The organism is Streptomyces sp. NPDC093094 (assembly GCF_044754345.1).
Classification (GTDB): Bacteria; Actinomycetota; Actinomycetes; order Streptomycetales; family Streptomycetaceae; genus Streptomyces.
The window spans coordinates 100,853-114,256 of record NZ_JBIVOX010000001.1; the positions used below are offsets into that span (position 1 = coordinate 100,853).

The window sequence follows — 13,404 nt, forward strand, 5'->3', positions numbered from 1 at the left end:
AGGCGCGGGTACGGGCCGACCGGTCCAGGTACGGGCCGACCGGGATCAGGTGCGGGCCGACCGGTCCAGGTACGGGCCGACCGGGATCAGGTGCGGGCCGACCGGTCCAGGTACGGGCCGACCGGGATCAGGTGCGGGCCGACCGGGATCAGGTGAGGGTCGCCCAGACGTAGCGGTGCTCCGGGCGGCCCGCGTCACCGTACTTGAGGGTCAGGGTGGCGCGGCCCGTGCGCTCCAGGAGCTTCAGATAGCGTTGGGCGGTCTGGCGGCTCACCCCCGTGCGCTCGGCGATCTCCTGGGCCGACAGCGGGCCGTCGGCATGCATCAGCGCCTGCCGCACCAGCTCCGCGGTGGTGGGGGAGTGCCCCTTCGGCAGGTCGGGCTCGGAGGAGGCGGACAGGGCACCGAAGATCCGGTCGACCTCCGCCTGTTCGGCCTCGCCGCCGCCGTCCAGGGTGCGGCGCAGCCGCGCGTACGCCTCCAGCCTGATGCGCAGCCCCGCGAACGCGAACGGCTTGACCAGGTACTGGAGCGCCCCCTGCCGCATGGCCTCCTGCACCGTCGAGACGTCCCTGGCCGCCGTCACCATGATCACGTCCGTGTGGTGGCCGCGGCGGCGCATCTCCCGGACGACCTCCAGCCCCGTCTCGTCCGGCAGACAGTGATCCATGAGCACCAGATCCAGGTGGGGCAGCTCCTCCAGCCTGCTCAGCGCCTCGGCGGCGGTGTGCGCCTCGCCCGCCACATGGAAGCCCGGCACCTTCTCGACGTACGCGGCGTTCACACGCGCGACCCTGGTGTCGTCGTCCACGACCAGGACCTCGATCATCGCGACTCCTCCTCGGGGGCCGTCCGCCCGGGGGACGGCACGGTCAGGGCGGCTTCCAGGTCCGGGCCGGCGAGTGCCTCGGGCAGGACGACGGTGAACTCCGCGCCGCCGCCCGGGGCCTCGCCCGCGGTCGCCGTGCCGCCCTGGCGCTCGGCGAGCCGGCGTACCAGGGACAGCCCGATGCCCCGCTCCCGGTGCGCGGGGCGCTCCTTGGTGGACCAGCCCTCGGTGAAGATCAGCTCCCGCTGCTCAGGAGGGACGCCGGGGCCCGTGTCCCGCACCCGGAGCACGACCGCGTGCCCCTCGGGGTGCAGCTCGACCTCCACGCGCGCGTGCGCGGAGCCGGCGACCGCGTCGAGGGCGTTGTCCACCAGGTTGCCGACGACGGTGACCAGCCCCCTGGGGTCCACCAGCCGGTCGGGCAGACAGGTGCGGTCCGACACCCGCAGGGCCACCTGACGCTCCGCCGCGACGGTCGCCTTGCCCACCAGGACGGCGGCGAGCAACGGGTCGTGGATCTTCTCGGTGACCTGCTCGGCGGTGGCCCGGTGGTCGCCGACGACCTCTCCGACGAAGTCGACGGCGTCGTCGTACATCCCCAGTTCCAGCAGCCCGAGCAGGGTGTGCATGCGGTTGGCGTGCTCGTGGTCCTGGGCGCGCAGCGCGTCGGTCAGGCCGCGGGTCGAGTCCAGTTCCCGGCCGAGCTGCTCCAGTTCGGTGCGGTCGCGCAGGGTGGCGACGGCCCCGCCGTCGTCGGTCGGCATGCGGTTGGCGACCAGCACACGCGGGCCGCTCACGGTCAGCAGGTCGGTGCCGGTGACACGGCCCGTGAGCACGTCCGCGGTGCGCCCCTCGCCGAGCGCCTCGTCCGGGGAACGGCCCACGACCTCGTCCCCGACGCCCAGCAGGCGCCCGGCCTCGTCGTTCAGCAGGCGGATACGGCCCGAACGGTCCAGGGCGACGACACCCTCACGGATGCCGTGCAGCATGGCCTCGCGCTCGGCGAGCAGTCCGGAGATGTCCGAGAAGGCCAGGTCCCGTGTCTGCCGCTGCACCCGGCGGGCGATCAGCCAGGCGGCCAGCGCTCCGACCGCCAGGGCACCGCCGGCGTAGGCGAACAGCCCGGGGATCGCGTGGATCAGCCGGTCCCTGACGCTGTCGTACGCGATGCCCACAGAGACGGCGCCGACTATGTCGCCCTGGCCGTCACGCAACGGCACCTTGCCGCGTGCGGAGCGGCCCAGGGTGCCCTCGTCGATCTCCATGACCTCGTGGCCCGCGAGCGCCTGGCTGGGGTCGGTCGAGACCTTCCGGCCGATCTCCGCGGGCTCGGTGTGCGACCAGCGCACCCCCCGCCGGTCCATCACGACGACGTACTCGGCCCCCGTGGCCTCCCGGACGCGCTCCGCCTCCCGCTGCACGGGCCCGTCGGCGGTCGCGGGCGTGGTCACGACGTCCTCGGCGATGCGCGGCTGCGCCGCGGTGGTCTGCGCGATGGCCAGCGCGCGGCGCATCGCCTGGTCGTCCAGCTGGTCGCCGAGAGGCGCGAGGAACAGCCCGGTCGCGAGCACCGCGACCCCCGCGGCGATCGCCACCTGCATGAGCAGCACCTGCGAGAACACCCGGCGCGGCAGGCCGAGCCGCAGACGGCGTGCGGGGGGAGTGGGGCTCATGTCCCCGACGGTACGTGGACCGCCCTCGGCTGCCGCAAGGGTGTGGCATTGATCTCTTGAACGAGTCGACGCCATTGATCAATGTGGACGAGATCGACGCCGGGCAGAGGGATCGGGCACCGAATGCGGGGATCGGGTGCCGAATGCATGGATCACCGCCCTACGTCATGGCGGGATCGGGCAGGCCGACGGTCGCGCCGCAATGGGGCCGGGCGGATCGATGCGCCGGCACCGGCCTCGGCGCGGGCGTCCCGTCTCCCCGAGTCAGCTCGCCAGCGCAGCCGTCTGCAGTTCGCGCACGGACACCACGTCCATCCGCGCGGGTGCGCCGAGGATCGACGTGCCGCAGCTCTCCGGACGCGGTGGCAGGGATGCTCCCTGGGCCACGCTCACCCGCCAGTGGCGCCCGTCGACGTGTGCGACGGTCACCTCCCAGCGAGGGGCCGCCCCGTCGGTGCGGACGACACTGAGCGCCTCCGCGGCGTACTCGCCCGCCGCCTCGCGCACGGCCAGCTCGGCCGCCTGGCCGGGCCGCTCCCACGCGGAGGCGCCGCGGCAGCCGTCCACGACGATCCGGCCCTCCCGGACGCCGTGGAGCACTTCCCTGAGGCCGTGGGCCTCGGCGCGGCCGTACGCGTAGCCGTAGGGCAGGACGAGCACGGTGGGGGAGAAACGATGACCACCCAGATGGGTGACCTCCCAGACACCGTCGGTTCCGGAGGCGGTGAGCTCGGCCGCGAGGGGGCGGCCGAGAAGGGCGCAGCAGCGGTCGCGCTTGCCGTTGGTGCACACCAGGGCCAGCGGGCCGTCCGTGTGGGGCCGGCCCCCCAGCGCCGCGTCGAAGGACCTGTGGTCGCCCCGGCCGAGCGCGGCGAAGTCCAGGTCGAGCAGCAGCCGGGGATCGACGGTCGTGGCCTCGCGCAGCCAGACCCGGCCCGGCACGGTGTGGGACACGTACACCCGGCGGGCTGCGGGGGAGTGGCTGTCGGCATGGCGTCCGGAGCGGCGGATGAGCGCGATGCGCACGCCGGTGCCCTTCGCGGCGGCCTCCAGGGCACGCCCGAGAGCGGGGTCCAGGTGGCTGGAGGTGAGCGCCCGGGCACCCCAGGGGCCCGGCTGCTCCAGCAGCAGCCAGGTCTTCGCCGGGGCCGCGGTCCCGGAAACGGGCTCGTCGAAGTCCCGCGAGACGGTCGCACACGTACTCACAGAGGTGAGCCTAACCTGACTTGACCCGAGCTGACTTCTCGCCGGGCTCGTGTCCTACTCCGGCAGGGGTCGAGGCGCTCTGGGGCCGACGTAGAGCCCGCTCGGCCTCATCCGCAGCGGCCGCTCGCCGTATTCCTCCAGCGCATGGGCGATCCAGCCCGCGGTCCGCGCGACGGCGAAGACGGTCTCCCCGGCCGTGGCGGGCATTCCCGAGGACACGGTGAACACCGCGAGGGCGAGGTCCACATTGGCGTGCAGCGGGGTGTGGCGTGCGGTCGTCTTCATGACGTCGCGGGCGGCGGCGAGCGCGGGCGCGGCGCCGGGGACCTCCTCCAGGAGGGCGAACAGGGCACGCGCGCGGGGGTCCTCGCTGGCGTAGAGCCGGTGCCCGAGTCCGGGGACACGCCGGCCCGCCCGCAGTTCCTCGGCGATCACGGGTCCCGCGTCGCCCTGGTCGAGCACCTCCAGCAGCATGCGGTGGGCCAGCCCGCTCGCCGCGCCGTGCAGCGGGCCCTCGATCACGCCCAGTCCCGCGGACACCGCCGCGTAGGCGTGCGCACGGGCCGAGGCGGCCACCCGTACCGCAAGTGTCGAGGCGGCCAGGTCGTGGTCGGCCAGCAGACCGAGCGCCGTGTCCAGGACGCGCAGCGACGCCTCGTCGGGCTGTCTGCCGGACAGCCGCGGCCACAGGCGGTGGGCCAGCGGGCCCTCGTCGCGGCGGCGGCCGAGCACCGGGGGCAGCGCGGCGACGAGGGTCGGGACGAGGGTGCGCGCGGTGCCGAGCACGGCGTCCTCGGACAGGTCGAAGCGCAGGGGGTCGGCCGTGGCCGCGGCGATGGCGGCGACGCGCAGCCGGTCGGCGGGGCCGGCGTGTTCGGGCAGCGCGTCGACCGCGCGACGCGCCACGGCGACCGATGCCTCGGGGGCTGCGAAGGAGACCCCGGGCCGCATCTGCCCGGTCCACAGCCACTCGGCGATCTCCTCGTACGAGTGGCGGGCGGCGAGCTGTGTCGCGTCCACGCCCCGGAAGTAGTACCGGTCTTCCTCGATGAGCGTGATGTGCGTCCGCACGGACAGCTCTCCGCCGAGGGCCGGACTCGCCGCGCTCTCGCGTCTGTTGCGCCGTGCGAGCGCCTCGACCTCCTCGGCGGCGAACGTGCTGCCGCGGCCGTTCGGCACGCGTCGGCTGCTGAGCTGGCCGCGGCTGACGTACGCGTACACGGTCTCCGGCTTCACGCCGAGCACCTCGGCGGCCTCCTTGGTGGTCAGCCGTCGTTCCGCGGGGCCGGCACCGGGTTGCTGATCGCGCATGGAGGTCATGGGGTCACCGTATCCACATTCACAACAGGTTGATGAAATATTGAGTCAATCAATATTGACAGACATTGAGTCAACCATGGACAGTCGAATCAAGTCCAGGGAGGAAACATGTCCGTCAACCGATCCGCAGCAACTCTCGTCGACGTACCGCGAGGACTCTCGGGTGTCGTCGTCACCGACACCCAGATCGGCGACGTACGGGGGCGCGAGGGCTTCTACCACTACCGCCAGTACTCGGCCGTCGAGCTCGCGCAGACCCGCGGCTTCGAGGACGTCTGGCATCTCCTGGTCCACGGCGAACTCCCCGACGCCGCGCGCGGCGCCGCGTTCTTCGCCGAGACGGCCGCGCTGCGCCACCTGCCCGGGCAGGTGGCGGCGGCACTGCCCGCCATCGCCGCGGCGGGCGGGCGCTCCGGCCCGCTCGCCGGACTGCGCACGGCGCTGTCGCTGCTGGGTGCCGCCAAGGGTTTCCGGCCGGTGTACGACCTCGACGCGGACCGGCGCCGCGCGGACGCGGTGGCGGCCGCCGCCGCCGTGCCCACGCTGCTGACGGCGCTGTACCGGCTGGGCCGAGGACTCGACCCGGTCCCGCCGCGCGACGACCTCTCCCACGCCGCCAACTACCTGTACATGGTGACCGGCGTCGAGCCGGATCCCCGGTGCACCCGGGCGATCGAGCAATACCTGATCTCGACCATTGATCACGGATTCAATGCATCAACCTTCACGGGGCGGGTGATCGCCTCGACGGGCGCGGACGTCGCCGCCTGTCTCGTGGGCGCCGTCGGCGCGCTGTCGGGCCCGCTCCACGGCGGGGCGCCCAGCAGGGCGCTCGACACCCTGGACGCGATCGGCACCCCGGAGCGGATCGACTCCTGGGTGCGGGAGCGCGTCCTGGCCGGTGACCGGATCATGGGCTTCGGGCACGCCGTCTACCGGACCGAGGACCCGCGCTCCCGGATGCTGCGCGAGATCGCGCAGGACTTCGGCGGGTCCCGGGTCGACTTCGCCGTCCGGGTCGAGCGGGGGGTGGAGGCGGTGCTCGCCGAGCTGAAGCCCGGTCGTGAGCTCCACACGAACGTCGAGTTCTACGCCGGCCTGGTCATGGAGCTGTGCGGGCTGCCGCGCGAGATGTTCACGCCGACCTTCGCGGCGGCACGCGTGGTGGGCTGGAGCGCCAACATCCTGGAGCAGGCCCAGGACCCGAAGATCATCCGTCCGGTCGCACGCTATGTGGGTCCGGTGCCGCCGGTCGCGGTCCCGCCGACGGCCGCCTGATCCGGCCCGCGGCGGACCACGGCGGACCGCGGCGGACCGCCGTAGGACGGCAGGGGCGGCTCCGGAGCCCTGCGGCCCCGGGGACGCCCGGCCCGGACGTCCGGAACGGGACGACGACCGACGGCGGACGGCGGACGACGGACGACGGCCGACGACGGACGGCGGACAGGGACAGTCGACGGCGGACGGCCGACAGCCGACAGTCGGCAATGCGACGAACTGTCCTGCCCACGGCTCGTATCCTGGGGCGGCATTCCATCCTCGAAGGCGTGCCCCGGCCGCGATCCGGTGCGCGCGTGGGCGTGAGAGAGGTCGCACATTGGGTCCCCGTCCGCGGCAGATCCCCGTCGTCGTGCTCGCCGGATTTCTCGGCTCCGGCAAGACCACCCTGCTCAACCATCTGCTGCACCACAGCGGAGGCAGCCGCATCGGGGCGATCGTCAACGACTTCGGGGCCATCGAGATCGACGCGATGGCCGTCGCCGGTGCGCTCGGCGACTCGACCGTCTCCCTCGGCAACGGCTGCCTGTGCTGCGCGGTGGACGCGAGTGAACTCGACGTCTACCTGGAGCGGCTCGCGCGTCCGGAGGCCGGTGTCGACGTCATCGTCGTCGAGGCCAGCGGACTCGCCGAGCCGCAGGAACTGGTGCGCATGCTGCTGGCCAGCGAGCTGCCGGACATCGTCTACGGCGGGCTGGTCGAGGTCGTCGACGCCGCCGAGTTCGACGGCACGCGCGCCCGGCACCCCGAGATCGACCGGCATCTCGCCCTCGCCGATCTCGTCGTCGTCAACAAGACCGACCGGGCCGCCGACGCCGGGCGGGTGCTCGGCCTCGTGCGCACCCTCGCCGCCGGGGCGGCCGTCGTGCCGGCCTCCTACGGACGCCTCGACCCGGAGTTCCTCTTCGACTGCCGGCCGAGCGAGGAGCGCATCGGACAGCTCTCTTTCGACGACCTCCACGAGCACACCGCGGACGACGTCCACGACGGCCATCTCCACTCCGCCTACGACACCCTGTCGTTCGTCTCACGGACACCGATGGACCCGCGCCGGCTGATGGCGTTCCTCGACAGCCGCTCCGAGGGGCTGTACCGGATCAAGGGATACGCCGACTTCGGGCCGTACGACGTCCGCAACCGCTACGGCGTCCACGCCGTGGGCCGGTTCCTGCGCTTCGAGCCCGAGCCGTGGCCGGGCGGCGACGCGCCCCTCACCCAGCTCGTGCTCATCGGCGCAGGGATCGACACCCGGGCGCTCGCCAAGGAGCTGGAAGCCTGCGCGAGCGACGCCCCGCACGCCGACGAATTCGGCATGTGGGGCGTCCTGCGCTACGTACGCGAGCCCGACGAGCAGGGCTCGGCGGAACCCGGCCCCTAGACCGGGCCCGCCACGACCGACACCGTCTTCGCCAGGGACACGCCCGAGCCGTCGCGGCGCGGGTCGGGCTCGGGCAGCTCGACCGGCGTGCCGTTCTTCTGCGCGGCCCGGGCCGGGACGGCGCCCGTCCAGGCCAGCGACAGGCAGTCCTCGCCCTTCAGGAACCGCTGGCAGCGCACACCGCCGGTGGCGCGGCCCTTGCGGGGGTACTGGTCGAACGGCGTCAGCTTGGCCGTGGTCTGCACGGAGTCGTCCAGGGTGCCGCGCGAGCCGGCCACCGTGAACACCATCGCGTCCACCGCCGGGTCGACCGCCGTGAACGAGATGACCTTCGCGCCCTCGGTGAGCTTGATGCCCGCCATGCCGCCCGCGGGACGGCCCTGCGGGCGGACCTGCGCGGCCTGGTAGCGCAGCAGCTGGGCGTCGTCCGTGATGAAGACCAGGTCCTCCTCGCCCGTGCGCAGCTCGATCGCGCCGACGATCCGGTCGCCCTCCTTGAGGGTGATGACCTCAAGTTCGTCCTTGTTGGACGGGTAGTCGGGCACCACGCGCTTGACGACGCCCTGTTCCGTGCCGAGGGCCAGCCCGGGGGAGGACTCGTCCAGCGTGGTCAGGCAGACCACCGTCTCGTCGCCCTCCAGGGAGACGAACTCCGCCAGCGGCGCCCCGCCCGAGAGATTCGGCGCGGACGCCGTGTCCGGGAGCTGCGGCAGGTCGACGACGTTGATCCGCAGCAGCCGGCCCGCCGAGGTGACCGCGCCGATCTCCCCGCGGGCGGTCGCGGGAACCGCCGAGACGATCACGTCGTGCTTGGTGCGCCTGCCGTCCGTGTCCTCGTACGGCTCGGCGTTCGCCGTGCGGGCCAGCAGACCGGTCGACGACAGCAGCACACGGCAGGGGTCGTCGGCGACCTGGAGCGGTACGGCGGCGGCCGGGGTGCCCGCCGACTCCAGCAGGACCGTACGGCGCTCGGTGCCGAACTTCTTCGACACCGCGGCCAGTTCGGCCGAGACCAGCTTGCGCAGCTCCGCGTCCGACTCCAGGATCCGGGTCAGCTCCGCGATCTCCGCGTTGAGCTTCTCCTTCTCCGCCTCCAGCTCGATGCGGTCGTACCTGGTCAGCCGGCGCAGCGGCGTGTCCAGGATGTACTGCGTCTGGATCTCCGACAGGGAGAAGCGCTCCATCAGGCGCTCCTTGGCCTGTGCGCTGTTCTCGCTGGACCGGATGAGGCGGATGACCTCGTCGATGTCGGCGAGAGCCGTGAGCAGGCCCTCCACCAGGTGCAGCCGGTCGCGGCGCTTGCCCCGGCGGTACTCGCTGCGCCGCCGCACGACCTCGAAGCGGTGGTCGAGGTAGACCTCCAGCAGTTCCTTCAGGCCCAGGGTGAGCGGCTGGCCGTCGACCAGGGCCACGTTGTTGATGCCGAAGGACTCCTCCATCGGGGTCAGCTTGTAGAGCTGCTCCAGGACGGCCTCCGGCACGAAGCCGTTCTTGATCTCGATGACCAGGCGCAGGCCGTGCTCACGGTCGGTGAGGTCCTTGACGTCGGCGATGCCCTGGATCCTCTTCGAGCCGACCAGGTCCTTGATCTTGGCGATGACCTTCTCGGGGCCCACGGTGAAGGGCAGCTCCGTGACGACGAGGCCCTTGCGCCGGGCCGTCACGGTCTCCACCGACACGGTGGCGCGGATCTTGAAGGTGCCCCGGCCCGTCTCGTAGGCGTCCCTGATCCCGGAGAGGCCGACGATCCGGCCGCCGGTGGGCAGGTCGGGGCCCGGGACGTGCCGCATCAGGGCGTCCAGGTCCGCGTTCGGGTAGCGGATCAGGTGGCGGGCGGCGGCGACGACCTCGCCCAGGTTGTGCGGCGGCATGTTGGTGGCCATGCCGACCGCGATGCCCGAGGCGCCGTTGACCAGCAGGTTCGGGAAGGCGGCCGGAAGGGCGACCGGCTCCTGCTCCTGGCCGTCGTAGTTCGGCGCGAAGTCGACCGTGTCCTCGTCGATCGACTCCGTCATCAGGCTCGTGGCCTCGGCCATACGGCACTCGGTGTACCGCATCGCGGCGGGCGGGTCGTCGTTGCCCAGCGAGCCGAAGTTGCCGTGGCCGTCGACCAGGGGCACCCGCATCGAGAAGGGCTGGGCCATGCGCACCAGGGCGTCGTAGATCGACGCGTCGCCATGGGGGTGCAGCTTGCCCATGACCTCGCCGACCACGCGGGCGCACTTCACATAGCCGCGCTCGGGGCGCAGCCCCATCTCGTTCATCTGGTAGACGATGCGCCGGTGCACCGGCTTGAGGCCGTCGCGGGCGTCCGGGAGGGCCCGGGAGTAGATGACCGAGTAGGCGTACTCGAGGAAGGAGCCCTGCATCTCGTCGACGACGTCGATGTCGAGGATCTTCTCCTCGTACGTGTCGTCGGGCGGCGGGGTCTTCGTGCTGCGGCGGGCCATCGCTGCCTGGCTCCTTTTGTTCTGGTCGTTCGCCTGGGGTCGCACCCCTTCGGCTCGCTCCTGCGGAAGCGTGAACGGATTCTGACGCGGACCATTGTGGACCTCGGCACTGACAACACCGGAACAGGACCCGGCATCGCCCGTGGTGGCATGACTGTCCGCAGGCTACGGGATCTCGCTCTCGGCGTACGGCGGCCGGGAACTCCACCGGCCGTCCGCACGCTTGCATACAGTGGCAGGACCGGCAGGAGAACAGCGGTTTTCAGCAACCGCATCCGCGATCGAAGGGACGTACATGCCCATGGGTCACACGGCCACAGACCAGGCAGGCTCCGGCGGCCTGACAGCGACCGAGCACCGCCTGGCCAACGGCCTGCGCGTGGTGCTCTCCGAGGACCATCTGACCCCGGTCGCGGCGGTGTGCCTCTGGTACGACGTCGGTTCCCGTCACGAGGTCAAGGGACGCACCGGCCTGGCTCACCTCTTCGAGCACCTGATGTTCCAGGGCTCCGCCCAGGTCAAGGGCAACGGTCACTTCGAGCTGGTGCAGGGCGCCGGCGGCTCGCTCAACGGCACCACCAGTTTCGAGCGCACCAACTACTTCGAGACCATGCCCGCCCACCAGCTGGAGCTCGCCCTCTGGCTGGAGGCCGACCGCATGGGCTCGCTGCTCGCCGCCCTGGACGACGAGTCGATGGAGAACCAGCGCGACGTCGTCAAGAACGAGCGCCGCCAGCGCTACGACAACGTCCCCTACGGCACCGCCTTCGAGAAGCTGACCGCGCTCGCCTACCCCGAGGGCCACCCGTACCACCACACGCCCATCGGCTCGATGGCCGACCTGGACGCGGCGACCCTGGAGGACGCGCGTGCGTTCTTCCGGACGTACTACGCGCCCAACAACGCGGTCCTGTCCGTGGTGGGCGACATCGACCCCGAGCAGACGCTCGCCTGGATCGAGAAGTACTTCGGCTCCATCCCCGGGCACGACGGCAAGCCCGCCCCGCGCGACGGCACCCTGCCCGACGTCATCGGCGAGCAGCTGCGCGAGGTCGTCGAGGAGGAGGTGCCCGCGCGGGCGCTGATGGCCGCCTACCGGCTGCCGCACGACGGCACGCGCGCGTGCGACGCCGCCGACCTGGCGCTGACCGTCCTCGGCGGCGGCGAGTCCTCCCGCCTGTACAACCGGCTCGTACGCCGTGACCGTACGGCCGTCGCGGCCGGGTTCGGTCTGCTGCGGCTGTCCGGTGCGCCCTCGCTGGGCTGGCTGGACGTGAAGACCTCCGGCGACGTCGAGGTGCCCGTGATCGAGGCCGCCATCGACGAGGAGCTCGCCCGGTTCGCCGAGGAGGGACCGACCGCCGAGGAGATGGAGCGCGCCCAGGCCCAGCTGGAGCGCGAGTGGCTGGACCGGCTCGGCACCGTCGCCGGCCGCGCGGACGAACTGTGCCGCTTCGCCGTCCTGTTCGGCGACCCGCAGCTCGCCCTGACCGCGGTGCAGCGCGTGCTGGAGGTGACGGCCGAGGAGGTCCGCGAGACCGCCAGGGAGCGCCTGCGCCCCGACAACCGCGCCGTGCTCGTCTACGAGCCGCTGTCCCCCGAGTCCGCGGAGCACACCGAGGACGAGGACTTCCCCGAGGACCCGGAGGCCGAAGCCACGGTGGAGGCCGGCGACATCAACAACGAGGAGACGGCCAAGTGACCGAGCTCGCCCCGATGGACTTCCACCCCCGGCCCGAGGCGGGCGCGGCCAAGCCGTGGGCGTTCCCGGCGCCCGAGCGCGGGACGCTCGACAACGGCCTGACGGTGCTGCGCTGCCACCGCCCGGGCCAGCAGGTCGTCGCCGTCGAGGTGCTGCTGGACGCACCGCTCGACGCCGAGCCGGCCGCCCAGGAGGGCGTGGCCACGATCATGGCCCGGGCCTTCTCCGAGGGCACCGACAAGCATTCCGCCGAGGAGTTCGCCGCCGAGCTGGAGCGCTGCGGCGCCACCCTCGACTCGCACGCCGACCATCCCGGTGTCCGCCTCAGCCTGGAGGTCCCGGCCTCCCGCCTGGAGAAGGCGCTCGGGCTGCTCTCCGACGCCCTCAGGGCGCCCGCCTTCGCCGACAGCGAGGTCGAGCGGCTGGTGACCAACCGGCTCGACGAGATCCCGCACGAGATGGCGAACCCGGGCCGCCGGGCGGCCAAGGAGCTGTCCCGGCAGCTGTTCCCGGCCTCCGTGCGCATGTCCCGGCCGCGTCAAGGCTCCGAGGAGACCGTCGCCGCGATCGACTCCGCGGCCGTGCGGGCCTTCTACGAGCGCCATGTGCGCCCCGCCACCGCCACCGCCGTGGTCGTCGGCGACCTGACGGGCGTCGACCTGGACGCCCTGCTCGGGGAGACCCTGGGCGCCTGGACGGGCTCCAAGGCGGCGCCGCGGCCCGTGCCGCCGGTCAGCGCCGACGACAGGGGCCGGGTGGTCGTCGTGGACCGCCCCGGGGCGGTCCAGACGCAGCTGCTGATCGGGCGTGTCGGGTCCGACCGCCACGACCGTGTGTGGCCCGCGCAGGTGCTCGGCACGTACTGCCTGGGCGGCACCCTCACCTCCCGCCTGGACCGCGTCCTGCGCGAGGAGAAGGGATACACCTACGGCGTGCGGGCGTTCGGCCAGGTGCTGCGTTCCGCGCCCGACGGCTCGGGCGTGTCGATGCTCGCCATCAGCGGCTCCGTCGACACCCCGAACACCGGTCCGGCGCTGCAGGATCTGTGGATGGTGCTGCGCACGCTCGCCGCGGACGGTCTGACCGACACCGAGCGGGACGTGGCCGTGCAGAACCTCGTCGGGGTGGCGCCGCTGAAGTACGAGACGGCCGCCGCCGTCGCGAGCACGCTGGCAGACCAGGTCGAGCAGCATCTGCCCGACGACTTCCAGGCGACGCTGTATCAGCAGCTCGCCGCCACCGGCACGGTGGAGGCCACGGCGGCCGTCGTCAACGCCTTCCCGGTGGACCGCCTGGTGACCGTCCTCGTCGGTGACGCGGCTCAGATCAAGGAGCCCGTCGAGGCCCTCGGCATCGGCGAAGTCACCGTCGTCACGGCCGAGTAGAGCCGAGCGGAGGCGTACGCCGACAGCACGCGCGCATGGAGCCCTGGTGACCGGAGCGTCACCAGGGCTCCATGTTTATCTGAATTTGTCCGAGTTGGCGATGGGTTGCGGGAGAGGCTGCCTGTCTGCCCTGTGGCGTGCGCTACAAAAACCCCGATCGGTTTGAGGATCGAAAGATGATCC

At 72.4% G+C, this 13,404-nt stretch carries 9 protein-coding genes; 4 read left to right on the forward strand and 5 right to left on the reverse strand.

What is annotated here, in order from left to right; genetic code table 11:
* Positions 1-148: 148 nt before the first annotated feature.
* The 4 genes from ACIQGV_RS00405 to ACIQGV_RS00420 all read right to left on the reverse strand — a co-directional run bounded on the left by ACIQGV_RS00405 (position 149) and on the right by ACIQGV_RS00420 (position 5,019).
* Positions 149-829 (reverse strand): response regulator, encoded by a 681-nt coding sequence (locus tag ACIQGV_RS00405; protein ID WP_402488326.1) that lies wholly within the window; start codon positions 827-829, stop codon positions 149-151.
* Positions 826-2,502 carry an ATP-binding protein gene (locus ACIQGV_RS00410; RefSeq protein ID WP_402488329.1) on the reverse strand — a complete coding sequence of 559 codons (1,677 nt, stop codon included), beginning with the start codon at positions 2,500-2,502 and terminating at the stop codon, positions 826-828. Before ACIQGV_RS00410 ends, ACIQGV_RS00405 begins: the two co-directional genes overlap by 4 nt.
* A gap of 264 nt (positions 2,503-2,766) precedes the next feature.
* A complete protein-coding gene (locus ACIQGV_RS00415; protein ID WP_402488332.1) occupies positions 2,767-3,708 on the reverse strand; it encodes a sucrase ferredoxin in 942 nt (313 codons plus the stop codon).
* Between the two features lie 54 nt (positions 3,709-3,762).
* Positions 3,763-5,019, reverse strand: a complete 1,257-nt coding sequence (locus ACIQGV_RS00420; protein WP_402489442.1) for a citrate synthase — start codon at positions 5,017-5,019, stop codon at positions 3,763-3,765.
* Positions 5,020-5,136: 117 nt separating this feature from the next.
* Here ACIQGV_RS00420 and ACIQGV_RS00425 point away from each other — a divergent pair, with 117 nt between their 5' ends.
* On the forward strand, positions 5,137-6,306 hold the full coding sequence (locus ACIQGV_RS00425) for a citrate synthase/methylcitrate synthase (RefSeq protein WP_402488335.1): 1,170 nt from the start codon (positions 5,137-5,139) through the stop codon (positions 6,304-6,306).
* Between the two features lie 319 nt (positions 6,307-6,625).
* A complete protein-coding gene (locus ACIQGV_RS00430) occupies positions 6,626-7,684 on the forward strand; it encodes a CobW family GTP-binding protein (RefSeq protein ID WP_402488337.1) in 1,059 nt (352 codons plus the stop codon).
* On the opposite strand, the gene ACIQGV_RS00435 is transcribed toward ACIQGV_RS00430, so the two are convergent.
* Positions 7,681-10,134, reverse strand: a complete 2,454-nt coding sequence (locus ACIQGV_RS00435) for a DNA topoisomerase (ATP-hydrolyzing) subunit A (RefSeq protein ID WP_402488340.1) — start codon at positions 10,132-10,134, stop codon at positions 7,681-7,683. The two genes, ACIQGV_RS00430 and ACIQGV_RS00435, sit on opposite strands and share 4 nt — an antisense overlap.
* A gap of 295 nt (positions 10,135-10,429) precedes the next feature.
* Here ACIQGV_RS00435 and ACIQGV_RS00440 point away from each other — a divergent pair, with 295 nt between their 5' ends.
* Complete coding sequence (locus ACIQGV_RS00440; protein ID WP_402488343.1) at positions 10,430-11,836, forward strand: M16 family metallopeptidase; 1,407 nt, start codon at positions 10,430-10,432, stop codon at positions 11,834-11,836.
* The gene (locus tag ACIQGV_RS00445) at positions 11,833-13,221 is read left to right on the forward strand and encodes a M16 family metallopeptidase (protein ID WP_402488345.1); all 1,389 of its coding nucleotides are present in this window, start codon (positions 11,833-11,835) and stop codon (positions 13,219-13,221) included. Before ACIQGV_RS00440 ends, ACIQGV_RS00445 begins: the two co-directional genes overlap by 4 nt.
* The last annotated feature ends 183 nt before the right edge of the window (positions 13,222-13,404 follow it).